Source organism: Streptomyces chisholmiae, from assembly GCF_031845445.1.
GTDB classification, from domain to species: domain Bacteria; phylum Actinomycetota; class Actinomycetes; order Streptomycetales; family Streptomycetaceae; genus Streptomyces; species Streptomyces chisholmiae.
In genome coordinates, this window is record NZ_JAVREO010000012.1 from 15,620 (window position 1) to 39,935 (window position 24,316).

13 protein-coding genes and 1 CRISPR repeat array (1 of these 14 only partly in view) are annotated in these 24,316 nt (G+C 73.4%); of the genes, 6 read left to right on the top strand and 7 right to left on the bottom strand.

Annotated elements, in window-relative coordinates:
- A CRISPR array of direct repeats spans window positions 1-387; the repeat unit is 37 nt; unit sequence CCTTCAATGGAGCCGCCCGGGTGGGCGGTGGTGCAAC (it extends 18 nt beyond the left edge of the window).
- A 649-nt stretch (window positions 388-1,036) separates the two neighbouring features.
- On the bottom strand, window positions 1,037-1,360 hold the full coding sequence (locus RM844_RS20050) for a hypothetical protein (protein ID WP_311668675.1): 324 nt from the start codon (window positions 1,358-1,360) through the stop codon (window positions 1,037-1,039).
- A 339-nt stretch (window positions 1,361-1,699) separates the two neighbouring features.
- Window positions 1,700-3,421 (bottom strand): WD40 repeat domain-containing serine/threonine protein kinase, encoded by a 1,722-nt coding sequence (locus tag RM844_RS20055; protein ID WP_311668676.1) that lies wholly within the window; start codon window positions 3,419-3,421, stop codon window positions 1,700-1,702.
- 980 nt (window positions 3,422-4,401) lie between these two features.
- Here RM844_RS20055 and gyrB point away from each other — a divergent pair.
- Window positions 4,402-6,450: a DNA topoisomerase (ATP-hydrolyzing) subunit B gene (gene gyrB, locus RM844_RS20060; protein WP_311668677.1), complete on the top strand. Its 2,049-nt coding sequence runs from the start codon at window positions 4,402-4,404 to the stop codon at window positions 6,448-6,450.
- Between the two features lie 94 nt (window positions 6,451-6,544).
- On the opposite strand, the gene RM844_RS20065 is transcribed toward gyrB, so the two are convergent.
- Together RM844_RS20065 and RM844_RS20070 are read right to left on the bottom strand one after the other, a co-directional pair.
- On the bottom strand, window positions 6,545-8,815 hold the full coding sequence (locus tag RM844_RS20065) for an FAD-dependent oxidoreductase (RefSeq protein WP_311668678.1): 2,271 nt from the start codon (window positions 8,813-8,815) through the stop codon (window positions 6,545-6,547).
- A gap of 79 nt (window positions 8,816-8,894) precedes the next feature.
- Window positions 8,895-10,514 (bottom strand): FAD-dependent oxidoreductase, encoded by a 1,620-nt coding sequence (locus tag RM844_RS20070; protein WP_394814561.1) that lies wholly within the window; start codon window positions 10,512-10,514, stop codon window positions 8,895-8,897.
- Window positions 10,515-10,762: 248 nt separating this feature from the next.
- Here RM844_RS20070 and RM844_RS20075 point away from each other — a divergent pair, with 248 nt between their 5' ends.
- The 5 genes from RM844_RS20075 to RM844_RS20095 are packed head-to-tail and all read left to right on the top strand — an operon-like array spanning window position 10,763 to window position 16,671.
- Window positions 10,763-12,070 (top strand): ABC transporter substrate-binding protein, encoded by a 1,308-nt coding sequence (locus RM844_RS20075; protein ID WP_311668679.1) that lies wholly within the window; start codon window positions 10,763-10,765, stop codon window positions 12,068-12,070.
- Window positions 12,067-13,002 (top strand): carbohydrate ABC transporter permease, encoded by a 936-nt coding sequence (locus RM844_RS20080; RefSeq protein WP_311668680.1) that lies wholly within the window; start codon window positions 12,067-12,069, stop codon window positions 13,000-13,002. The genes RM844_RS20075 and RM844_RS20080 overlap by 4 nt, the downstream gene beginning before the upstream one ends.
- Complete coding sequence (locus RM844_RS20085) at window positions 12,992-13,894, top strand: carbohydrate ABC transporter permease (protein ID WP_311668681.1); 903 nt, start codon at window positions 12,992-12,994, stop codon at window positions 13,892-13,894. Before RM844_RS20080 ends, RM844_RS20085 begins: the two co-directional genes overlap by 11 nt.
- Before the next feature lie 46 nt (window positions 13,895-13,940).
- Window positions 13,941-15,911 carry a hypothetical protein gene (locus RM844_RS20090; protein ID WP_311668682.1) on the top strand — a complete coding sequence of 657 codons (1,971 nt, stop codon included), beginning with the start codon at window positions 13,941-13,943 and terminating at the stop codon, window positions 15,909-15,911.
- A 22-nt stretch (window positions 15,912-15,933) separates the two neighbouring features.
- Window positions 15,934-16,671: an IclR family transcriptional regulator gene (locus tag RM844_RS20095; RefSeq protein ID WP_311668683.1), complete on the top strand. Its 738-nt coding sequence runs from the start codon at window positions 15,934-15,936 to the stop codon at window positions 16,669-16,671.
- A gap of 108 nt (window positions 16,672-16,779) precedes the next feature.
- Here RM844_RS20095 and RM844_RS20100 read toward each other — a convergent pair whose 3' ends face one another.
- From RM844_RS20100 to RM844_RS20110, 3 genes are all read right to left on the bottom strand, one after another.
- On the bottom strand, window positions 16,780-19,272 hold the full coding sequence (locus RM844_RS20100) for an Hsp70 family protein (protein ID WP_311668684.1): 2,493 nt from the start codon (window positions 19,270-19,272) through the stop codon (window positions 16,780-16,782).
- A 184-nt stretch (window positions 19,273-19,456) separates the two neighbouring features.
- Window positions 19,457-21,784, bottom strand: a complete 2,328-nt coding sequence (locus RM844_RS20105) for a protein kinase domain-containing protein (protein ID WP_311668685.1) — start codon at window positions 21,782-21,784, stop codon at window positions 19,457-19,459.
- Window positions 21,785-21,826: 42 nt separating this feature from the next.
- Window positions 21,827-24,253 carry a protein kinase domain-containing protein gene (locus RM844_RS20110; RefSeq protein ID WP_311668686.1) on the bottom strand — a complete coding sequence of 809 codons (2,427 nt, stop codon included), beginning with the start codon at window positions 24,251-24,253 and terminating at the stop codon, window positions 21,827-21,829.
- Between the last annotated feature and the right edge of the window lie 63 nt (window positions 24,254-24,316).

The following is a 24,316-nucleotide window of genomic DNA, read 5'->3' on the forward strand; positions in this document are numbered from 1 at the left end:
GGGTGGGCGGTGGTGCAACGGTGGTAGTGCCCCGGGGTCGGGTCGGGGATGATCCGCCTTCAATGGAGCCGCCCGGGTGGGCGGTGGTGCAACTCGGGCCGACCCTGCCGGACACGCGGTATGTGTGGGTCCTTCAATGGAGCCGCCCGGGTGGGCGGTGGTGCAACGTCGGTCTCGGGGTCAACGCCGGTGGTCTCCAGGTCCCTTCAATGGAAGCCGCCCGGGTGGGCGGTGGTGCAACCCTACGTGGAGGGCGATGTGTACCCGGAGGCGTACGGCCTTCAATGGAGCCGCCCGGGTGGGCGGTGGTGCAACCCGCCGCCACCGACATGTCATCAACTGCGCGTGCCCCTTCAATGGAGCCGCCCGGGTGGGCGGTGGTGCAACGGCCTGCGAGCTGGGGGGATTACCGGGTGTGCTGGGCAGCGAGGGCCGGCCGGGCGTCCGAGTGCGGCCTTTCTGGACATTTTGCTTCGGTGCGATCGGGCTTTCCATGGCATGCTTCCGGTTCCGAAGTTGAGTGGGGCCGAGGGGCAGCGCGCGCTTCTGAAGATACCTTCGATGAGTGCTGGGAGACAGGCGAACACCCCTCCAGCGGAGCGCCCCCGGCGGGCAGGGACAGCGCCCCCGAAGATGTGGGGCAGTCGCACCACGTTCGCCGCTCACCCCTATCTCGGCACCCTGCGGCGAGTGCGACCCAGCATCACGACTTCGCCCTGCTCCTGACTTCGCCGGGTACACCGCCGAGATCGTCAACTGGTGGTCTGCGCCTCTGAACGGCCGCCCCCTTGTGCCGGGTTCGGCCGCCGGCGTTCCTCGCCTTTCCAGCACTCCTTGTGAGGCCCGGAAGTCGCCCGAGGCATGGGGCGGCGGGACGGCCGACCTTAGCGACGAAGTCTCTGGCCTGCCGGGGCGCTCTTACGCCCCCGGCGGCTACACGGTGCTCACAGGCCGGTGAGTTGGGGGATCTGGGTGGGGGTCCCCCAGGTGAGGACGCGGCGGAGCATGGTGGTGAAGGCGGCGAGTTCCTCGGGTGTCACGTCGAAGGTGATGTCGACCGTCGAGTCGCCGATGCCGAGGATCGCGGCGTCCTCGGGGGCGAACTGGAAGCGCGCGGTGGCCCCGGTGAACTCGACGGAAGGAGGCCGCCGTAGACCGTCGCCCCGCCGACCACGATGCAGTAGGTGTTGTCGAACAGGTCGTTCTGGTCGCGGATGACGCCCTGCCAGGGGTCGGGCGCGGACCTCGTCCGTTGGAAGGCGACGGCGAGACCATCGTCGGTGCCCTCCGCGAAGCCCGCCTCCAGGACGTCGTCGTACTCGTCGTCGTCGGCTCCGGCGACGTGCGCGGTGATCCTCATGTCCGGCTTCCTCTGCTTGTCGTGCCCATGGGTCCGCTCCCTTGGGTCCGGCCCGGGAGTATGTGACGTTCACGCCCAGCCGGCTTCGGTTGCACGGTGGTGCACCGCGTCGATGGAGTCGCTTTCGCCGCGGGCCGCGCGCGGGATCTGGGGATGTTGATCCGCGGCCCGGTGAGGGCGGCGGCCGGCGGTGTCGTGGGCGTAGTGGGGACGCTCCGGCTCGTGGTCCCGTTCCCGGATCAGCCCGGGTCGTAGGTGTCGGTCCGGGTCAGGCCGGGCTGGTTGGTGACGCCCAGCAGCCGCGGACGGCGGCGACCTGGCCCAGGGGCCGGGCGACGGTCATCGGGTGCGGTGGCTGATGCGTGGGGAGAGCGCCAGGTAGAGCGGGGCGCTGGTGTGGGTGTGCAGGGGCTGTCCGAAAGGTTGCCTGGTGGTGGGGTCCCACAACCGTACGGTGCTGTCCTCGCCTCCGGTGATGCTGACGACCAGCGACAGGCTGTCGGGGGAACTCACCACGCCCATGGCGCCGTTGATCGGACCGGTCCAGGGCTGGCCGACGGGCTGGCCGGCGGCGGGGTCCCAGAGCAGGACGGTGTTGTCCTCGTCGTGGGTGATCAACAGGGCCCCGTCGGAGGAGAAGACGTTCGCCCAGACGTTGTTGGTGTGGCCGACCAGCGGACTGCCGACGGGGTGGCCGGTGGCCGGGTCCCACAACCGCACCGTCCAGTCCCGGCTGCCGGTGGCCAGCAGACGGCCGTCGGGCGAGAACGCCACCCGCAGTACGTGGCCGGCGTGACCGGTCAGGGGGTCGCCGACGGGCTGGCCGGTCGCGGGGTCCCACAACCGCACCGTCGAATCCAGACTGCCGGTGGCCAACAGACGGCCGTCCGGGGAGAACGCCACGTCTTCCACGGTGTCGGTGTGGCCGGTCAGGGGTTCCCCGACGAGCTGGCCGGTGGCTGTTTCCCACAGCCGCACCGTGGTGTCCATGCTGCCGGTGGCGAGGAAGCGGCCGTCGGGAGAGAACGCCATGCGGAACACGGTGCCGGTGTGGCCGGTCAGCGGCTGGCTGACGGGGCGGCCGGTGGCGGGGTCCCACAGCCGCACGGTGCCCTCCGCGCCGATGCTGGTCGCGAGGAGGTACTCCCCCGGCTCGGGCGCTACCGGGATGTCCGCCTTGGTGGCCGGCAAGGTGGCGGCACCGGCCGGTGACTCGGGGGTGTGGACGAGTTGCCGCAGGGCCCGGGAGAGGGCGGCGGCGTTCGGGTAACGCTGGTGGGGGGCCTTGTGCAGCAGGGTAAGCACGAGGTCGTCCCAGGCGGCTGGGATGCCCGGCCGTACCGCGCTCGGTGTGGGCGGGTCCTGGGTGAGGTGCGCGGCGAGGTAGCCCACGGTGTCGGCGGCCTGGAACGGCAGCTGACCGGTGATCATTTCGAAGAGCAGGCAGCCGAGGGCATAGAGGTCGCTGGCGGGTTCGGGCAGGCCGCGGGCTTGTTCGGGGGCCATGTAGGAGGGCGTACCGACGATGAAGCCGGTCTGGGTGAGGGGGTCGGCGGTCGCGTCGGGGTCGGCCGCCCTGGCGATGCCGAAGTCGAGCACCTTCACGATCCCGGAGGGCGCGATGAAGATGTTGGATGGCTTGATGTCCCGGTGCGTGATCCCGGCGTCGTGCGCGTCAGCCAGTGCGTCACTGATCTGCGCGCCCCACCGGGCGGCGTCCCGCAGGGTGACGGCTCCTCGACGCAGCCTCGCGTCCAGGCCCTCGCCGCGGATCAGCTCCATCACCAGGAACGGCACCCGGTCCCCCTCGGTGCTGGCCTCGCCGAGGTCGTGGATGGTGACGACGTTGGGGTGCTGTAGCCGGGCGGTGATCCGTGCCTCCCGCAGGAACCTGGCGCGTGCCTGATCGCCGTGGCTTCCCCCGCCGGCGAGCAGGGAGATCACCTTGACCGCGACGGACCGTCCCAACGTCTCGTCCCGCGCCTCCCAGACTTCCCCCATGCCACCCTTGCCGAGCTCCCGCACCAACTGGTAGCGGCCCCCGAAGAGCTGGTCTCGCACTGCTGTGCCTCCCCGTGTCGACAATTCCTGTCTGGCCTGCTGGCGGCCACCGCACCGCGGATCGAGGCGCGGCGGCTCGGGCGACCCGCGGGTGCCCCGGAACTCGACCGCGCAGCAGGGGTGTTCGCATGATGCCCGCCCCGGGCCGGATCCGCTCGCCGGCCGGTGGGGTGGGCATGCGCGAGCGGCCCGGTCGTGGTCGTGGCAGGGCCGTGCCCTGCTTGTCGACGTTGATCCCCGCTCGTCCGGCGTTCCCGGTGCTGCCTGATGGCGGGACCCCCTGACCTGCGCGTTCGGGTCCGGGGGTGAGATGCCGCCGGTCGGCCACCATGGCCGTACCGTACCGGAGTCGCGTCCGCCCGGGCCATCAGTGACAGCCGGGCGGTGGCCGCTCGCCGCCGGACGGAGATCAGAATGGCCTGCGCCACCTCCGAGGTCGTGGAAGGCGGGGTCCGGCAGGTTCGCGCCGCCGAGGTCGCGGGGGCCGAGCGCCGCCTCGCCCGCCGGCCGCTCCGGCTCAGCCCGACCGAGGTCGCCGGCGGGCGCCAGCACCGGAGTTCGACACACCGGGAGGTGGCGCGCGGCGCTCCCCTGTGGCCGCGCAGGTGGGCGACGGGCCCGCTCCGGCCGGCCGCGCGGGCGCGCGGGGCAGTGCGGGAAAAAGCGTCGGTAAGCCGGCGGGGAGGGTACCCAGGGAGCCCACGTACGCCGATCTCCGGGGCTTTCTGGCGACTCAGGCGGAGGGGATCGACGGAAAGCGTCAACGGCCGCGAGAGAGGTAGTCAGATGACTTCTCACCCCGAAGACGCATAGCACCTTGGGTAATCTGGCAAGCGTCTCGACGCCTTCCCGGTGTCGGGATCCGCGGGCCCCGAGGGTCCATTCCGGCCTGCCCGCGACACGCTTCCGTTCAGCGATCCAACCGCCCGCGCGCCGTGGCGTGCGGGTGCGCGGTTCGCCGTGCCCGAAAAGAGAACATTGTGACGACTTCCAGCACTCATCCCGCCGCCGACAGCTCGGGCGCCGAGTCGCCCGGCGCCCCCGCCGGGCCCGGCGCGTACGACGCCACCGCGATCACCGTCCTGGACGGGCTCGACGCGGTGCGCAAGCGGCCCGGTATGTACATCGGTTCCACGGGCGAGCGGGGGCTGCACCACCTGGTGCAGGAGATCGTGGACAACTCCGTCGACGAGGCGCTGGCCGGGGTGGCCGACCGGATCGACGTGACGATCCTGGCCGACGGCGGCGTCCGGGTGGTCGACAACGGGCGGGGCATCCCGGTGGGCACCCATCCGGTGGAGCAACGGCCGGCGTTGGAGGTGGTGTTGACGGTGCTGCACGCGGGCGGCAAGTTCGGGGGTGGCGGCTACGCGGTCTCCGGCGGGCTGCACGGGGTGGGCCTGTCGGTGGTCAACGCGCTCTCGTCGCGGCTGACGGCGGAGATCTGGACCGACGGCCACCGGTGGACGCAGGAGTACGCGGGCGGGGTGCCGACCGCGCCGCTGGCCCGGCACGAGGCGACGTCGCGGACCGGCACGTCGCTGACGTTCTGGGCGGACAGGGCCATCTTCGAGACCACCGCGTACTCCTTCGAGACCCTCTCCCGACGGTTCCAGGAGATGGCCTTCCTCAACCGGGGCGTCACCCTGACCCTCACCGACGAGCGGCCCGACGCGGAAGCGTCGGCCGGGGCCGAGGAGGCGGGCCCGGGCACCGCCGGGCAGCGGCCGGCGCGGACGATCTCCTACCGCTACGACGGGGGCATCACCGACTTCGTCGCCTATCTCAACGCCCGCAAGGACGAGCCGGTGCACCCCTCCGTCGTCTCCATCGCCGCCGAGGACGCCGGGCGGCCGCTGTCGGTCGAGGTCGCGTTGCAGTGGAACGGCCAGTTCGCGGAGAGCGTCTACTCCTACGCCAACGCCATCCGCACCCACGACGGCGGCACCCACGAGGAGGGCTTCCGCACGGCGCTGACCACGGTCGTCAACCGGTACGCGCGGGAGCGGCGGCTGCTGCGGGAGAAGGACGACAACCTGGCGGGCGAGGACATCCGCGAGGGGCTGACCGCGATCGTCTCGGTCAAGCTGGGCGAGCCGCAGTTCGAGGGGCAGACCAAGACCAAGCTGGGCAACAGCGAGGCCAGGACGTTGGTGCAGAAGGTGGTGCACGAGCGGCTGTCGGACTGGTTCGACGGCAACCCGACCGAGGCGGCGGACATCGTCCGCAAGGCGAGCGCGGCGGCCGCCGCCCGGCTGGCGGCCCGCCGGGCGCGGGACCTGACCCGGCGCAAGGGCCTGCTGGAGTCGGCGGCGCTGCCCGGCAAGTTGTCGGACTGCCAGTCCAACGACCCGGCGGAGAGCGAGATCTTCATCGTCGAGGGCGACTCGGCCGGCGGCAGCGCCAAGTCGGGCCGCGACCCGCGGTACCAGGCGATCCTGCCGATCCGCGGCAAGATCCTCAACGTCGAGAAGGCTCGCGTCGACAAGATCCTGCACAACCAGGAGGTGCGGTCGATGATCTCGGCGTTCGGCACCGGCGTGCACGAGGACTTCGCCATCGAGAGGCTCCGCTATCACAAGATCGTGCTGATGGCGGACGCCGACGTGGACGGCCAGCACATCACCACGCTGTTGCTGACCTTCCTGTTCCGCTTCATGCGGCCGCTGGTCGAGCGCGGGCACGTCTTCCTGTCCCGCCCGCCGCTCTACAAGATCAGGTGGAGCCGGGAGCAGGTGGAGTACGCCTACTCCGACCGGGAGCGCGACAGCTTGCTGGCGCGGGGGCGGCAGGAGGGCCGGCGGGTCAGGGACGACTCGGTGCAGCGGTTCAAGGGGCTGGGTGAGATGAACGCGGAGGAGCTGCGGGTGACGACGATGGACCGGGAGCAGCGGGTGCTGGGGCAGGTGACGCTCGATGACGCGGCGGTCGCCGACGCCCTGTTCTCCGTGCTGATGGGTGAGGACGTGGAGGCCCGGCGGTCCTTCATCCAGCGCAACGCCAGGGATGTGCGGTTCCTGGACATCTGACCCGCCCCCTGAACTGCCGCGCCCCCGTCCCGTCCGCCAGTGGGAAGGGGGCGGACGGGAGGGGGCGGTAGCCGGGAGGTGCTTCGGCCGGCGGTCAGTAGCAGCGGATGGCGAAGATCGCGGGCGGGGTGGCGCCGTGGCTGGCCACCACCTCGACGGACAACTCGGCGGTCTCGATGGGTGGTTCGAAGGTGACGGTGTCGCGGGTCTGGTGGTTGTCGGTGCGTTCGGCGACGATCCGGTCGCCGGCGCGCACGCGGTAGTGGCGGACGCAGAACGGCATGGCGCGCTCCGGGTGGCCCCACAGGACCGACTCCATGGGGTGGTCGAAGTCGGTGTCGAAGCCCAGCTCCAGGCGGGCGATGCGGCGGGGCTCGGCCCAGCGCAGGTGGGCGGTGGGCCGGTCGTCGTCGGGTGCGGCGGCCCAGGCGTTGGGGCGCGCGGTGGGGCGGGGGTGGCCGTTGCCGAGGCTGGCCGCCGGCCAGGCGGCCAGCGGTGGGTCGATGGTCAGGGCCAGGTTGCGGCCGCCGGGGCGTCGTTCGGGGGTCCAGAACTCCACGCGGGGCCGGCCGATGGCGGGGTCGGCCTCCTGGGTGGAGGTGTGGGCGACGGCGAGCAGCCCGGTGACGCGCTGGGTGGTGGTGCGCACGGACACGTCGTCGTTGCGCCGCAGCACCAGGAAGGCGTAGCGGTGGGTGTCGAGCGTGGCCGGGACGTCGACCTCGATCCGTTGCGCGGCGCCGGCGTCGAGGGTGAGGTCCCGGGTGGCGAGGACGACGTCGGGGGTGTAGTCGTCGGGTTGGCCGCCGGTGCGGATCTCCACGCGCAGGGTGGTGGGGGCGGTCACGTCGACGGTGAGGGTCAGCCGCGGCACCGGCCCCGGGGCGAGGGGCAGGAGTTGGGCGCGCGAGCGGTCCAGCGGCACCGGGGGGCCGTCGGCGGGGAGCGCGGCCAGGCGCAGTTCGCTGGACGCGGTGAGCGTGGCCTGCCGGGCGAGGTCGTCCGGGTCGTCGAGGGACAGTCCCGGGATGTGCTGGCCGGTGCGGAGCAGGTCGCGTTGGAGGGCCCGCATCCGTTCGGGCTCGACCAGGTCGGCGGGGAGCAGGCCGTCGCGGGCGCACCGGGCGGCGGCCAGGCCGACGGCCTGCCCGATCTGGGCGCAGGTGGCCATGACGCGGGTGGAGGCGAAGGCGACGTGGGTGACGCTGATGATCCGCCCGGCGAGGAGGAGGTTGGGCACGTCGCGGCTGACGGCGCAGCGGTAGGGGATCTGGTAGACGCCGCGGGCGTGCAGGTGGCTGCTGCCGTCGTGGGCGCTGAAGACGCCGTCGGCCGGGTGCAGGTCCATGGACCAGCCGCCGGAGGAGATGGCGTCGGGGTGGGTGCGCTGTTCCACGATGTCCTGTTGGCGCAGCATGTGGAGGCCCTCGAACCGGCGGCTCTCGCGCTTGCCGGGGATCAGCCCGACCCACTCCAGGGTGAGGGTGTCGGCCTCGGGGAAGTCGCCCGAGTTCTTCAGGTGGTTCCAGACGCCGTAGACGACCTTCCACAGCTCCCACTTGATCCGCTCGGTGTCGTGCACCGTGTCGAGCCGGCCGCCGTACTCGATCCACCACAGCCGGCAGCCCTGCACGGCGGTGTTGAAGCTGCGCCACCTGGGGATCTCGGTGATGTCCGGCAGGGCGTAGCTGGGCGGGGTGAACCGCACGGGCGCCCCGACGTCCTTGCTGTAGAAGTAGATCGACTGGCCGAGCAGCGCGCCGTAGGACTCCTCGGGGGCGAAGAGTTCGCCGAACTCTTCCCGCCCTTCGGCGCCCATCCGGTAGGCGGCGCCGGCGAGGTAGCCCAGTACGCCGTCGCCTGAGGCGTCGCAGAAGACCGGCGCGGTCAGTTCGTAGCGGGTGGAGTCCTGGGCGCAGAAGGCGGTGACGGAGCGGATCCGGTCGCCGTCCTTGGTCGCGCCGGTGGCGGCGGTGTTCAGCAGCAGCGTGATGTTCGGCTCGGCGCTGACCTTCTCCAGCAGGACGGTGTCGAAGAGCACGGCGTTGCCCTCGGGGTTGCGGAAGGTGTTCTCCACGAGGATCTCGTCGAGCACTCCGCCCTCGCGGGCCCACCGGTTGTTGTTGGAGGACTGGGCGCTGGCGCCCAGCGCCCACAGCCGTATCTCGCTGGAGGCGTTGCCGCCGAGCACGGGCCGGTCCTGGACGAGGACGACGCGGGCGCCGGCCCGGGCGGCGGTGATGGCCGCGCAGGTCCCGGCCAGTCCCCCGCCGACGATGACCGTGTCGGCGTGGAGGTGCTGGGTGCGGAGGTCGCGGTGGTCGGTGGCGGGTGCCACGGTCAGCAGGTTGCGTTGCGCACTCATGGGCTCTTGGGGCTCCTTGGGGTGGGGCCGCCTCGGGGGCGGCCGGCGGGGGCCGGCGGGAGGGGCCGGGCGCGCGGGTTCAGCTCCAGCGGAGGTCGGCGGGCCAGTGCAGTTGGACGCCGCGCCGGACGAGGAGCGCCTGGTAGTCGTCGAGCAGGGCGGCGTCGGCGGGCACGGCGTGTGGCTCGGTGCCGCGGTCGAGGCAGAACGCGGCGAGCGCGCCGGCGGCCTCGCCGATCGACCACTCGACGGGGTGGAGCCGGTAGCAGCCGTTGGTGATCTGGGTGGTGCCGATGTTCTTGGCGGCGGGTAGCAGGTTCCGCACCCGGCGGGGCAGCAGGGCGCCGAGTGGGATCTCGAAGGGCTGCGGCCGGTCGCCGGGGTGGCGGCCGCTGACGGTGGAGGCGTGCCGGTCGATCCAGAAGTAGTGGCCCACGCCGACGCTGTCGGGGTAGGTCGCGGCGCCCCGGTCGCCGCGGACGCGGAGGGAGACCTCCTGCTCGGTGATCGTTTGCCGCGCCAGGACGCGGCGGGACTCGCGGATGTAGGGGTGCATGGCGAAGCCGTCCTCGGTGCCGGCGACGTCCGCGCGCAGCCGCAGTCCGGGCCAGCCGGTGCCGCCGTCGGGCCTGGGGGCCTCCGTCTGGAGCCAGTAGAGCACCGACCTGCTCAGCGCCTTGGCCTGCCGCCAGTGGTCGGCCGCGTCGGGGACGCCGAACAGCGCGCCGCCGGCGTAGTCGTTCATCGGCCAGTTCACGACGGTGATGTCGCTGCGGTAGAAGCCGGGGCGGAACTGCTGGCGGGCCGCGATCCGGCGGTAGGTCCACAGGTCGGGGGTCGGCCCCATGTTGCGGTGGTCGGGGTCGACGGCGGACGGGTCGTCGTCGGGGTTGGGCGTCATCCGCCACACCAGCCGGGGCCGTCCTTCGGCGTCGAGGCCGTCCTCCCAGCCGAGCATCAGCTTGTGGTCCATCTGGTGCGGGCGCCAGTCGCGGAAGTGGGCGTAGTCGGCGGGCCGGTCGATGGTGTGGTCCTCGCCGTCGAGGTGGTCGACCGCGAAGCACCAGGTGACGCACTGCATGTCGGTGGGGTCGGCGGTCTCGGCCGCGCTCGGTTCGCCGGTCATCGCCTGGGACTCGCGGCCTGAGACGTGCTCGACGCCGCCGAGGGCGAGCACGTCGCCCAGTTCGGTCGCGTCCAGGACGTAGGGGGCGGTGATGTCGGTGGCCGTGCCGTCGGCGGAGACCACGCGCACGCCGGTGACGCGGTCGCCCTCGGTCTCGACCCGCTCGGGTGTCGTCTCGCGCAGCACCGTGAGGTGGCCGGAGAGCACGTAGGGCAGGAGCAGTTCGTCGATGAGGGCCACGGCGACGCGGGGGTCGGCGCTGATCGGGCTGACCCAGGCGGCGCCGGGGTTGAGGTGGGGGGCGGCGCGCGCGGTGTCGGTGAGGGGGAACCGGTCGCGGTAGATGCGGCGCAGGCCGTCGCGGAAGGTGCGGTAGGAGCGGTTGGCGCCGTCCTTCTCGATGAACAGGTGCTCGTCGGTGGGGACGAGTTGGCTGGTGAGCTGTCCGCCGAGCCAGCGCGTCGACTCGGTGATCACCACCCGGCGGCCCGCCTGGAGCACGGCGAGGGCGGCGGATACGCCGCCGAGCCCTCCGCCGAGAACGGCGACGTCTGCCCGGATCTCCACGTGCATCACCTTTCGTTTGGCTTCGTTCGGGTTCATTCGGCTTCGTTCGGGGTTTCCTGGGATCGGCCACGATGGGCGCGCCCGCCGCCTCGTACGGAAGGGGTGACATCGCGGCCGCCGAATGCTATAACAGCAACATTCAAGCAGCAACGTGCTATAAAAGCGACACTTTGGCGCCAACTCCCGTTCCCTGACTGGACGGGCCCCGCAGCGAGACGCCATCTGGAGCGCCGCAGTCAAGGAGGACCGCACGCATGAAGCCCCAACTCCGCATACGGACGCCCAGAGCCGTCGCCACCGCGACGACCCTGGCGGTCGCCCTCACCCTCACCTCCTGTTCCAGCGGCGGCGACGACGCGTCCGCCGACGGGCCCGTCCAGCTCCGGATGACGACCTGGAGCAGCAACGAGGAACACCAGGCCGTCCTCCAGGAGATCGCCGACGCCTACGTCGAGGCCCACCCCGACCTGGTCAGCGGCGTGGAGTTCGACGCGATCACCGACGGCACCTACGTCAGCGCCGTCACCACCCAGATCGCCGGCGGCGACACCCCCGACCTCATGTGGATCACCGAGGCCTACGCCGAGGAGTTCGTCTCCAGCGGCGTGCTGGCCGACCTGCGGCCCGTCTTCGTCGAGACCGAGGGCTACCAGGTCGAGGACCTGCTGCCGGCCGCCACCGAGCTGTGGCGGGGCGAGGAGGGGCTCTACGCCTACCCGTTTTCCAACAGCCCGTTCGGCGTCTACGTCAACACCGACCTGCTCGCCGCCGCCGGCCAGCCCGACCCGCGCGAGCTGATCGCCGACGGCGCGTGGACCTGGGACCGGCTCGCCGAGGTCGCGTCCCAGACCGCCCAGGCGGAAGGCGTCGCCGGCATCCAGCTGAGCGTCGACGACCCCTACGCCCTGCCCAACGACGCCATCACCCCGCTCGGCCTGGCCTGGGGCGCCAGGCCGTGGAGCGAGGACGGCACCACCTGCGCGTACACCAGCCCGGAGAGCGTCGCCTTCTTCGACTGGTACCACTCCCAGGTCTACGACCACGGCACGTTCCCCGCGATCGGCGAGACCGTGGACTTCGCCTCCGGCCAGGCGGCCTTCCGCATCGGCCAGTTGAGCCTGTCCGCCGGACTCGGCGACACCTTCGGCTGGGACTTCCTGCCGCTGCCCGAGGGACCGGCCGGCACCGTCCCGGTGATGGGCCAGGCCGGCATCGGCGTGCTGGCTAACGGCGAACACCCCGACGTGGCGGCCGACTTCCTCGCGCACTTCACCAACCCGGAGAACGCGGCCAAGCTCGCCCGGTTCTTCCCCCCGCCGCGCGAGTCGCTGCTCACCACCGAGACGCTGCGGGCGGCCGCGCCGACGCTCACCGATGAGCAGCTCGAAGACACCCTGATCAACCCGGCGCGCTCCGCGACGACCAAGGTCGGCCACCCGCGGCTGAGCGGCATGGTCGACACCATCCGGGCGTCCATGGACTCCCTGTGGACCCCGGAAGCGGACGTCGAGGCGGTCCTGGCCGACGTCTGCTCGGCGATCGAACCCTCGCTCGCCGAATGAGCGGGCGTGAGACGGCCGCGACGGCCGACGGCGGACCCCGCAGGTCCGCCGCCCGACGGCTCGCGCGCAACGACGCGGCGGTCGGCCTGGCGTTCGTGGCGCCGGCGGTCATCGGAGTGATCGGACTCGGACTCATCCCGTTCGGCTATGTCGTCTGGTACGCGTTCCACGACTGGAACCCGCTGCTGGGCGAGTTCACCTGGATCGGGTTCGACAACTTCGACCGGCTGCTCGGCGACGACGTGGTCTGGGGGGCGCTGCTGACGACCTTCACCTTCACGGCGCTGCTGATGGTGCTGAACATCAGCCTCGCGCTGCTGCTGGCCGTGCTCCTCAACCAACGACTGCGCGGCATCACGACGTTCCGCGCGCTGTTCTTCTCGCCGGTGATCGTGTCGACCGTGGCCTGGGTGCTGATCTGGGGCTACCTCGTCGCGGACAACGGCGGCGTCAACGGCGCGCTGGCGCTGGTCGGGATCGACGGGCCGAACTGGCTGCGCGACCCGAACTGGGCGCTGGTCACCGTCGTCGTCATCCAGGTCTTCAAGGGCGTCGGGATGAACATGATCCTCTTCCTCGCCGCGCTCCAGGGCGTGCCGGGCGAGCTGAAGGAGGCGTCCCGGCTCGACGGCGCCGGCGCGTGGCGCACGTTCCGCTCCGTGACGCTCCCGCTCATCACGCCGACGATCCTGCTCGTCTCGATCATCACCATGATCGCGGCGATGGACGTGTTCGTCCCCATCCAGGTCCTCACCTCGGGCGGCCCAGGCCGGGAGACGACGGTCATCTCCTATCTCCTGTACCAGACGGCCTTCCGGCAGAACGACTTCGGCTACGCGGCCGCGATCGGCGTGCTGCTCTTCGCCGTCACCCTGGCCCTCACGATGGTGCAGTGGAAGTGGCGCCGCAGGTGGGTGCACGATGAGGTCTGAGCAGAAGAAGCGGCCTGAGCAGAAGCGGGCGCGCGAGCGCCGCCCGCACCGCGCGCCGTGGCACGGCACCGCCTCGAAGGCGGTCCTCTACCTGCTGCTGGCCGTCCTGTCGATCCCGTTCGTCTACCCGACGGTCTGGATGATCCTGGCCGCGTTCAAGCCCGCGCACGAAATCTTCGCGACCCCGCCGACGCTCTTCCCCGAGGAGTGGACGCTGGACGGGGTCTCGAAGATCTTCACGGTCACGCCGTTCGCCCGGCAGTACCTCAACTCGCTGTACATCGCGGTGATCGTCACGGTCGTGTCCATCGTGGTGTGCGCGCTGGCCGGCTACGCGTTCGCCCGCATCCGCTTCCCGTTCCGCGACGGCCTGTTCCTGGTGCTGGTCTCGGCGCTGATGGTCCCGGGCGAGGTCACCATCATCCCGATCTTCCGCTGGGTCTCCCAGCTCGGCTGGATGGACACCCACTGGCCGCTGATCATCCTGCCGATCTTCGGACCGCAGTGCGTGGTCGGGGTCTTCATCTTCCGGCAGTTCTTCCTCTCCCTCCCCGCGGAGTTGGAGGAGGCCGCCCGGCTCGACGGCCTCGGCCGGCTCGGCATCTTCGCCCGCATCGCCTTCCCGCTCGCCGGCCCGGCGATCGCCGCCGTCGCGATCATGAAGTTCCTCAACTCGTTCAACATGTACTTCGAGCCGCTCATCTTCCTGCGCAGCGAGGAACAGTTCACCGTCGGACTCGGCCTCACCCAGTTCCAGGACGGCTACGGCGAGCCGATGTACAGCACCCAGATCGGCGCCACCGCGCTGACCGTCATTCCCATCCTGATCGTGTTCCTCTTCGCCCAGCGCCAGTTCGTGGAAGGACTCGCGCGCACCGGCATGAAGGGCTGACCGGCGCCCGCGCGCCCTCCTCACCAGACTCGATTCGAGGTCAACGATGACACCCGAACACCGCCCGCCCGTCCCCCCGCTCGTCACCCGCCGCACCCTGCTGCTGGGCGCCGGCGCGACCGCGCTGGCCGCCGCCGTGCCGCTGGTGAACGCGCCCGCCGCGCGCGCCGACCTGGCCACCGTCCCGACCCTGCCCGCCGAACCCGACCGCTCGCTGTTCGCGCCCCACGAGCAGATCTTCGCCGGCTACCTGAAGATCCTCGCGCCGATGGCGAACGACATCGTCACCGACGGCACCGAGCGGCACGGCTGGATGGCCGGCGGCTGGTGGCGCACGCCGAGCGAGCCGTTCAACGCCCGCGTCATGGAGCACGTCGCGACGCTCGCCTGGTTCCTCGCCAACGACCGCCCCTGGAACCCGTACCACCAGAACACCGCGCTGCGGGCCCGACTTGAGGCCGCCGTCGACTACTACCTGGGCCTGCAACACGCCGACGGGTCCTTCCCCGAGTACGCGGCGACCGAGCACGGCCTGGCGCCCACCGGCTTCGGCACCGTGGCGCTCTCCCGGGCGCTGGTGGAGATGCGGGCCGCCGGCACCGACTACGACCAGCGCACCCGGATGCGCGAGGCGATCGCCGCGTCCTCGGCCTGGCTGCTGGACACCTCCCGCTCCGCCCCCTGGAGCGACCCGATCGGCTACGCCAACCAGACGGCCGCCGGCCTGGCCGGCGCCGCCGCCGCGGCCCAGGCGCTCGGCGACGACGCGCTACTGGCGACGGTGCGCGACCGCGTCGTCCTGCTCGGCCAGCGCGGACAGGCGCCGGGCGGCTGGTTCTACGAGGCCAGGGGCTTCGACTCCGGATACAACGCCAACGTCCAACTGCCCGACCTGGGCGAGCTGCAGCACCGGATCGGCGGCACCGAGCTGGCGTCGCAGGTGACCCGCTGGACCGACTTCTTCCAGTACACCTGCGTGCGCGAACCCGGCGCCGGCGGCTTCATCCGGATGGCGGCCGCCTCCTCGCGCACCGTCTCCGGCACCCCCCTGCTCGACACGGCCCCCGACACCTCGGACAGCCGGGCCTTCGCCAGCCAGTTCCTGGCCGCGCAGCCCAAACTCGCCGCGTTCCTCACCTCCCGCGAGGAGCGCGCCGCCGAGCGGGCCGCCTGGGCTGCGTCCACCGCGCCCGTGCCGGCCAGGGCGAAGCAGGACACCTCGCCGCGGCTGTGGATGCACGTCTCGCAGGCGCCCCAGGGCCCCACCCAGGCGCAGAAGGACGCCGCGTTCGGCCTGCTCTCCCACCTGCGGTCCAGCCGCTGGACCCGGCTGCGGTCGAGTCCCGTGCTGGACACCCGCTTCGTGTTCGTGCGCCGGCCCCGCTACTACGCGGGCGCGCTCTTCGGCCAGCGGGCCAGCTCCCGGGTCAGCCACGGCCTCCAGCTGCTGTGGCACCCGGCGATGGGCACCGTCGCGGTGGGCCTCAACAACGGGGCCGGCAACGAGTTCTGGGCGACCGTGTTGGACGCGGGCGGCGACGACGCCCGGCAGGCGACGACGGCGGCCAGCCTCACGCCGACGTTCCTGACCACGGCGGGCGCCACGATCCCGGCCGACGACGTCGACGCGGTCAGCGGCGACTTCCGTATCCGGCAGACCGCCTCGCACGTCGACGTGGCGACCACCACGACGTTCACCGACACCGGGCTGCGCCGCGAGGTCACCGCCGGCGGCGCCGCCACCGAGATGGTCCCGCTCGTCCTGCGGCCCGACGACGCGCTGGCGTTCACCGGCAGCAACACGCCGGTCGCCTACAACACCGGGGCCAGCGCCGACGCGACGGGCTTCACGATCAGCCGCGCCGGGGTGACCGCGACGTTCTCCTGGGGCGCGGCGCGCGCGACGACGCTCGCGCCGACCAGCCACACCTTCTTCGCGGACGGCGCCCGGCGCCAGCACGTGCTGCGGGTGGCCCATCCGGGAACGCTCACCGTTGCCGTCGCTTTCTCCGCGTGATCGATGGTGCTATAATAGCGACATGTTGCCTGCCCAGCCCAACCGGTCCCTGATGGACGGCATCGCCTGCCTCCAGGCCCTGGTCAGCAGCGAGCGCCCGCTGGGCACCCGCGAGCTGGCCAGGCTCCTGGGGCTGGAGCCGACCCGCGTCAACCGCCTGTTGCGCACGCTGGCCGCGATGCACTTCGCGGAACAGGTCGAGGGCCGCAAGTACCGTCCCGGGACCGGCATCCACGTGCTGGCCGCGCAGAGCCTCCACGGCTCGGGGCTGATCGACCGCGCCCTGCGCCACCTGCGCGGCCTGCACGTCTTCGGCCACGCGGTGGCGCTCGGCGTGCTCTGGCGCGACCAGGTCAGCTACCTCTACCACGTGGGCACCCAGGACCCCGAGGCGCACATGGTCCAGGGCACCTCGTGGCCGGCCGCCTCCTCGGGCATCGGGATCGCCCTGCTCGCGCACGAGACCGAGGAGCACGTGCGCGAGGTGTACGCCCCCGGCGACGCCTCGCTGTTCCAACTCTCCTCCCCGCGCCCCCCGTTGGACGGCCCCGACGGCCTCATCGCCACCCTGGAACGCACCCGCGAGCAGGGCTACGCGCTGATCGGGACCGAGCCCGGGCTGAGCACCCTGGCCGTCACCATCGGCCAACAACCGTACGCGGCGGTCGGCATCTCCGGAGCCCTCACCGACGACGAGGTGCCGACCCTGCTGACGGCGCTGACCGCGGCGGCCAAGGAGATCGACGGCGGCCAGCCCTGACCGCTTGGCGGAGTTCCCCTCCCCGGCTCGCCCACGGTGGGAGTCGGCACGTTCAACACCTTGGCGAGTTGCAGCTTGAGGTGGAGTGCGACATGACAGCCGGAGCCCTCAGCCGGCCGGGGGAGCCACCGGGGTGAGATCGCGCAGGCCGGGCCAGTCGGAGGAGCGGAGGAGCGCGGCCGCCCGTTCCGTCGTCGGCTGGTCGACGGTGGCGACCGTCTCGTGGCCCGTGCCCAGGTCCTTGGCCGTGATGCGGAGCCATTCGTAGAAGCAGGCGACCGTCACCTCGATCCGCGGCACGCCGCGAGGAGCGGGCGGCAGGGCGAGTTCGAGGACCGCGAGGGTCCTGTTGCGCGCAGCGTCCTTCCGCTCGCCCTCCACGACGTGCAGCACCACGGTGGGCTGGTCGTCCGTGTGCGTGGTGAAGATCTCCGAGCGCTTCGTGGGGATGGTCTCGTTCCGCTGGAGCAGCTTCGCCGTGGTCCCGTCGTGCGTCTCGACGCCGATCGAGTGCAGGACGCCGTCGAGGAGCAGCACGTCCTTCACCGCCCCGGTCAGGACGCCCGCCTGGAGCGTCGCGCCGTGGGCGACGGCCTCCGGGCTCAGGCCGTGGTTGGCCCCCTGGCTGCCCGTGAGCCGGCCGATCAGGTCGCCCACCGCGGGCATCCGTGCGGCGCCGCCCGTCAGGACGACCCGGTCGATGGCGTCGAGCGGGTGCTCGGCGTCGGCCAGGACGCGTTCGACGGAGAACCGGCAGCGTTCCAGCAGGTCCCGGGTGAGCGTCTCGAACTCCTCGCGGCCCAGCTCCTCTTCGAGGTGGACGGGGCCGTCCGGTCCGGTGGCGAGGTAGGGCAGCCGGAGGGTCGTGGTGCGTGCCGCCGACAGTTCGATCTTCGCCGCCTCGGCCGCCGCGCGCAGCCGCTGGGCCGCGGCGACGTCGCCCGTGAGATCCACCCCGTGTCGCCGCCGCACGCGCTCGGTCAGGTGCTCGACGATCCGCTGGTCCCAGTCGTCGCCGCCGAGCCGGCTGTCGCCCGCGGTGGCCCTGATCTCCACGACGCCGTCGCCGAGTTCGACGAGGGAGACGTCAAGGGTGCCCGCGCCGAGGTCGAAGATCAGGACGGTGCACTCGTCCCAGTGCCGGTCCGCGTAGGCCAGCGCCGCGGCCGAGGGCGCGCTGATCAGCCGCAGAACGTTGAGCCCGGCCCGTTCCCCGGCCCGGATCAGCGCGGCCCGCTGGTCGCGCGGGAAGCCGGCGGGCACCGCCAGCACCGCGTCGGTGACCCGCTCGCCGAGGTAGGCCTCGGCGTCTTGGCGCAGGCGGGCGAGGACCAGCCCGGCGACATCCTCGGCCGACAGCCGGACGTCGCCCCGGGCGACACACCAGTCGGTGCCCAGCTCCAGCTTGGCGGCGCGCGCGCTGTGTCCGGGGTTGGTGAGGGCCTGCCGCTCGGCGGCCGTGCCGACCAGGACGTCCCCCTCGGCGGTGAGGGCCACCAGGCTGGGAGTGGTGGGCGCGCCCTGGGCGTTGGGGATCAGCGAGACCTCACCGCCTTCCAGCACGGCGACGGCCGAGTGCGTCGTGCCGAAGTCGATGCCGATGGCCCGGCGCGCCCGACGCGCGGCGTCTGGTCCGCCGTCCGGCGGCGCCGTGGCCTCGGCAGCCTCGGTAGCCTCGGCGGCCTCGGTAGCCTCGGCGGCCTCGGTGTACGGGGCGGTCGGGGGTGTGGCGTGCCGCTGGATGAGCGTGGTGACGCCGTCCGGCCAGGGTGAGCCGCCCGGGAAGTCGTCCGTCGGCTCCCAGTGCGCGCCGATCCGCGCCAGCAACGCCGCGAGCGCGGGCCGATCACGAGGATCCTTCGCCAGGCAGGCGTCGACCAGCTCACGCAACGGGCCCGCGAGCCCGTCCAACCGGGGCTGCCCGTTGACCACCCGGTGGAGCACCGCCAGCGGCGGGCCCTGGCCGAAGGGGCCCGCCCCCGTGGCGGCGAAGGCGATCACCGCGCCCAGCGCGAACACGTCCCCGGCCGGGCCGACCTCGCCGCCCTCGGCCTGCTCGGGCGCCATGAAGCCGGCCGTCCCCACCACCAGGCCGGTCGCCGTCAGCGCGGTGTCCTCCAGCGTCCGCGCGATCCCGAAATCGATCACCCGCGGCCCGTCGGCGGCCACCAGCACGTTCGACGGCTTCAGATCCCGGTGCAGCACCCCCACCGCGTGGATGGCCTGCAACGCCTCCACCAGCCCCGCCGCCAGCCGCCACACCGCGGCTTCGGGCAACGGCCCGGCCACACCGACCGCTTCCGCCAGATCGGGCCCCGGAATGTAGACGGTCGCGATCCACGGCCGGTCGTCCTCCGGCCCGGCGGCCATCACCGGAGCCGTGAACGCCCCGCCCACCGCCCGCGCCGCCGCCACCTCCCGCGCGAACCGCCGCCGGAACTCCCCCTGCCGCGCCAGATGCGGATGCACCACCTTCACCGCCACCGCCCGGCCACCCGGCGACCGGCCCAGGAACACCTCGCCCATCCCGCCGGCACCCAGCCGGCCCCGCAATCCGAACCCGCCCACCTTCACCGGGTCCCCGGCCCTCAGCGGTTCCACCCGCCCCCCCCCTTCCGCACCCAACACCTACGGCCCGGCGCCAACGTCCGGCGCCCGCAAGCAGGTTACGTTCCTCGGCTCCCGCCGTGGCCACCCAGGAGCCGAGTGCGCGCGGCGGGCCCACATCCGGATACGGGGCCCGGCCGTACGCTTCCCCGCGCGCCGGCCGGTGCCCCGTCAGCCCTCAGGGCGTGGGGAGTTCGGTGCTGATGACGTCCCCCGTCTGGTAGAAGAGGTGCAGGATCCCGCCGTGCGCGAGGGGAATCGGGTCGTGGGCCGTGCCGCCCCGGGCCGGCCCCGGCCACTCCGCCGGCATCTCCGGCGGTGCCAGGGGGGCGCCGTCCGCCAGCCGGTAGACGTCCACCTGGCCGTAGCCCGAGGCCAGCAGCACCTCGCCGGCGGCCAGCAGCTCGGGGCGGTTGACGAAGTCGTCGAGCGGCGCCGTCCACAGCTCCCGGCCGGTCCGCAGTCCTCGCGCCTCCGCGACCGGACCACCGAGGTGGATGCCGACGCCGTGCTCCGAGGAGACCGGCTCCATACCGGGTGACAGCCACAGCTCCTCCCAGCTGCTCGCGTCCCAGACCGGGCGGCCCGCGTCCCCGCCGTAGGAGCAGGAGACCCACTCGTCCGCCGTCCACCACGTGCCGCAGGTCTCCGGCGTCTCCGGCAGCGGCTCGCCGGTCTCCGCGTCCAGCACCGAACCCGCGCTGGTGCCCGAGTCGATGACGATCCGGCCGCCGGCCAGCCGCATCGTCTGCGGGTAGGCGCCCGGGACCTCCCGCTCCCACAGCCGCTCGCCGTCCTCGACCCGGAACGCGCGGAACAGCATGCTGAAGGAGGTGCCCGAGCCGGCGTCGCCGAAGTAGGCCACGTAGACGACGCCCTGATCGACGACGGCCCGGACCGGTCCGTAGCCGGGCGCCCCGGGGAACACCGTCTCCACGGTGTCGTCCACGGCCCGCACCCGGACCAGGTCCTCACCGTCCACCAGGAAGATGTCGCCGCCACTCACCGCCGGGGCGGTGAAGGTGGACTGGTCCTGCCAGGCGGGCCGGGTCAGCTCCGTGCCGTCCACCGCGCTCAGGACCCGGAGCTGCCTGCTTTCGTCGACCGTCACCAGGCAGGCGACCAACGCGTCGCTGACGGAGCAGGTCTCCGGGAGGCCGCCCAGGTGGGCCGACCAGGGGGCCCAGCCTTCCGGGCGCGCCTCCGGGTCGGCCGGCGCCCCGAAACCGACCCAGGGGCGGGTCTCGTCGGTGACGGGGTGGTACGCGAAGGTGGTGCGGAAGAACTCCGCCGACCGGGCGGGCACCTCCTCCTCCGGAGGGGCCGAAGCCGCGCCGTCGGGGGGCGCGCTCGCCTCCCCGTCCGTCCCGGTGCCGGCGGCGGGGTCGGGGGCGGCATCGTCGTCGCCGAAGACGAGGAGGCCGGCCACCAGACCGGCCAGCACCGCGGCCGCCGCCGCGCCGCCGACCAGGGCCAGCGTCCGCCGCGAGGAACCGAACCGGGAGGTCCGGGCCGCGGCTGGGGCGCGTTCCGGCCCCACCTCCGGCCCGGCCGGCGCGGCCACGGTGTCCAGCGCGGACGGCGGCGCCGGCGCCGCCGCCAGCACCCGGGCCAGGGCGCCGGCGTGCTCGTCGAGCAGCTCCCGCACCCCGGCCGGCCAGGGGGCCGGGTCGGCGGCCGGCTCGGGCGCCGCCCACAGCTCCACCAGCTCGTCGGCGCGCGGCCGGTCGGCGGGATCGGCCCGCAGGCAGGCGGCCAGGCTCTCCCGCAACTCCTCGGGGACGCCGGTGAGATCGGCCCGCGCCCGGCTGGTGCGCAGCAGGACGGCGGCGCCCTCCTCGTCGTGGAAGGGGCTGCGGCCGGTGGCGGCGAAGCAGAGCACCGAGCCCAGGCAGAACACGTCGGACGGCGCGGCCGGCGCGGTGTCCGCCCGCACCTGCTCCGGGGACATGAAGCCGGGCGAGCCCACCACCAGCCCGGTGGCGGTCAGCGCGGTGGCGTCCACCGCCCGGGCGATACCGAAGTCGATCAACCGGGCGCCGTCCCCGGCCACCAGCACGTTCCCCGGCTTCACATCCCGGTGTACCAGCCCCGCCCCGTGCACCGCCGCCAACGCCCGCGCCAGCTCGACGCCCAGCCGCCGCACCACCGGCACCGGCAGCGGCCCGCCCCGCGCCACCGCCTCGTGCAGGCTCGGCCCCGGCACGTACTCCGTCGCCAGCCAGGGTGGGTCGGCGGCCGGATCGGCGTCCAGCAGCGCGGTGGTGTACGGGCTGACCACCGCGCGGGCCATCGCCGTCTCCCGGCGGAACCGGGCCGCGAAGTCGGGGTCGGCGCCCAGCTCCGGCAGCAGGGTCTTCACCGCGGCCAGACCGGGGGCCTGGTCGGTCGCGGAGGCGTCCCGGCGCGCCAGGTAGACCTCCCCCATGCCGCCCGCGCCGAGCCGGGCCAGCAGTTGGTACGGGCCGACCCGCGTCGGGCCGCCCGTGGGCAGTGACTCCAGCATCCGAACTCCTCCTCCGTCCTGCGTCCCGTGGCTGCCCGGCGGTCAGGGCAGTTCGACCGAGACCGCGGTGCCGTCGGCCCACACCAGGCAGACGAGCCCGCCCACCGCCCACAGCAGCGGCGGTTCGCCGTCCGCCCCCGTGACGGGCAACAGCACCTCGTGCTCCGCGCCGTCGGCCGGTTCGTGGGCGTAGAGGGTGTCGCCGGCCACGAAGACCGCACGGGAACCCACATACACCGGTGACGTCACCGGCAGGTCGGCGGGTGCGCCGGGTTTCGGCCACAGCGTCCTCGGCCCGTTGTCCTGGTTGCCGATGGTGCCGTGGAGCAGCAACTCCCGGCCCTCCCCGGCATCGCGCAGGGTGAGCATGGTGTCGACGCCGAAGGCGCGCACGCTCTCCTCGCCGGGGCCGTCGGGCGGCACCAGCAGCGTGTCCGACTCGCCGCTGTCCCCCGCCAGTTCCAGCCGGGCCTCGCCCGTCAACCGGTAGAAGCCGCCAGCCAGTTCGCCGTCCGCCGGATGACGGCAGGCCAGGTAGCCGCTGAACAACCGGCCGTCCGCGCAGTAGGGCGCCCCGGTGACGTCGCGCGCCTGCTCCTCGCCGCTCTCGCCGGCCAGGCCCACCAGGCCATCGGCGCCGTTGACGTAGAGCGTTCCCCCGCCGTACGCCTGCACCGCCGGCACGGGCTCGCCCGCGTCGTCCTGGTGGGCCGGGCCCATCGGCTGGCGCCAGGACTCGGCCCCGTCCGCCAGCGCGTAGGCGGCCACCGTGACCCCCTCGTCGCCGACCGCGCCGAGGAAGACCGCGCCGTCCACGGCCAGCGGGCGGCCGCCGGGCTCCGGCCGGTCGCCGGGCAGCGGGCTGTCCCAGTACGGCTCCCCGGTCGCGGTGTTCCTGGCCCACAGCCGCCCGCCCTCGGCCGACAGCACCAGCGCGCCGCCCAGCGCCGGCGGGCCCAGGGACTCCGCCGCGGCGCCGGCGGCGGGCTCGGCCCGCCACAGCGGGGTGCCGTCCGCGACGGACAGCGCCTGCAGCGTGCCGTCGGCCAGCCGGCAGACCAGCAGCGAGGTGCCCAGGGCACAGTCCAGCGGGGAGTCGGCGAACGCGCCGGACCACGCCCGCCAGTCCGCCGGGCGGTCCACCTCGTTGTCCGGGAAGACCCGGCGCCGGTCGGGGCCGCCGAGGGCGTCCACGGTGACCCGTTCCGCCGCCGGCAGCACGGTGGTGCCCGCGGTGCCGCCGGGGCCGCCGTCCGCTTCGCCGTCGCCGCCGCCCGTGCCGTCGCCGCCGCGCGGCCACCACAGGGTGGCGGCGACGACCAGCACGGCGAGGCCCGCCGTCAGCAGGCCGGCCACCGCCCCGCGCCGGCGGCGGTCGGCGCGGGCCCGGGGGTGCGGGCCCGTCCCGGCCTGGGTGGGGACGTTCGCCAGCGCCTCCGCCGGGCCGGCGGTCGGCTGGGGCGGGGTGCCGGGATGGCCGGGCGACGGGGGCTGGGGCGGTCGGGGCGGCCCGGCCAGCAGCCGGCGCACCGCCGTCTCCTGGTCGACGATCAACTCCCGCACCGGGACAGGCCAGTTCGGCCCGCCCCCGTCACCCACCAGTCCGTGGCCACCGATCCGCGGGTCCACCGGCTCGCGCGCCTCCTCGTCCGCGCCGGCGGCGAGGCGCGCGGCCAGCTCGGCCGGCGTGGGACGGTCGGCGGGGTCGGCACGCAGACAGGCGGCGATCGTCTCCCGCAGGTCGTCGGGCACGGCCGAGAGGTCCGACTCGCCCTCCGCTATCCGGTAGAGCAGCACGGCCAGCGGCGCCTCCCCGAACGGGCCGACGCCGGTGGCGGCGAAGCAGAGCACCGAGCCGAGACAGAACACGTCGGAGCCGGCCGTCACCCGGCGCCCACCCGCGACATGTTCCGGGGACATGAAGCCCGGGGAGCCGAGCATCTTCCCCGTGGCGGTGAGGGTGGAGGCGGCCACCGCCCGGGCGATACCGAAGTCGATCAGCCGGGCGCCGTCCGCGGCCACCAGCACGTTCCCGGGCTTCACATCCCGGTGCACCACTCCCGCTTCGTGCACCGCCGCCAACGCCCGCGCCAGGTCAACTCCCAACCGCCGCACCACCGGGACCGGCAGCGGGCCGCCCCGGGCCACCGCCTCCTGCAGACTCGGCCCCGGCACGTACTCCGTGGCCAACCACGGCCGGTCCGCCTCGGCGTCATCGCCGAGCACCCGGGCCACCCGGGGATGCCGCACCGCGCGGGCGGCGGCGGCCTCCCGGCGGAACCTGGCGCGGAACTCCGGATCGACGGCGTACTCCCGCCGGACCGTCTTGACCGCCGCCAACGACTCCCCACCGGCCGGCCCCCGCGCCGTGCCCAGGTACACCTCGCCCATACCGCCGGCGCCGAGCAGCGCGAGCAGCCGGTAGGGGCCGACGTCCGATGGTGTGCCCGCTCTCAGGTCCCGCAGCATCGCCCCGCCCCGCCTCAAGCCGTCCCCGGCGCGGCCGACCAGCCGCCACCACGAACATCCGTT

Bases quoted from the DNA above. Each gene is read 5' to 3' on its own strand.
- RM844_RS20085 (WP_311668681.1), top strand. From the start codon at position 12,992: ATGAGGTCTGAGCAGAAGAAGCGGCCTGAGCAGAAGCGGGCGCGCGAG.
- RM844_RS20080 (WP_311668680.1), top strand. From the start codon at position 12,067: ATGAGCGGGCGTGAGACGGCCGCGACGGCCGACGGCGGACCCCGCAGG.
- RM844_RS20105 (WP_311668685.1), bottom strand. From the start codon at position 21,784: ATGCTGGAGTCACTGCCCACGGGCGGCCCGACGCGGGTCGGCCCGTAC.
- RM844_RS20065 (WP_311668678.1), bottom strand. From the start codon at position 8,815: ATGAGTGCGCAACGCAACCTGCTGACCGTGGCACCCGCCACCGACCAC.
- RM844_RS20090 (WP_311668682.1), top strand. From the start codon at position 13,941: ATGACACCCGAACACCGCCCGCCCGTCCCCCCGCTCGTCACCCGCCGC.
- RM844_RS20075 (WP_311668679.1), top strand. From the start codon at position 10,763: ATGAAGCCCCAACTCCGCATACGGACGCCCAGAGCCGTCGCCACCGCG.
- RM844_RS20110 (WP_311668686.1), bottom strand. From the start codon at position 24,253: ATGCTGCGGGACCTGAGAGCGGGCACACCATCGGACGTCGGCCCCTAC.
- RM844_RS20095 (WP_311668683.1), top strand. From the start codon at position 15,934: ATGTTGCCTGCCCAGCCCAACCGGTCCCTGATGGACGGCATCGCCTGC.
- RM844_RS20070 (WP_394814561.1), bottom strand. From the start codon at position 10,514: ATGCACGTGGAGATCCGGGCAGACGTCGCCGTTCTCGGCGGAGGGCTC.
- RM844_RS20050 (WP_311668675.1), bottom strand. From the start codon at position 1,360: ATGAGGATCACCGCGCACGTCGCCGGAGCCGACGACGACGAGTACGAC.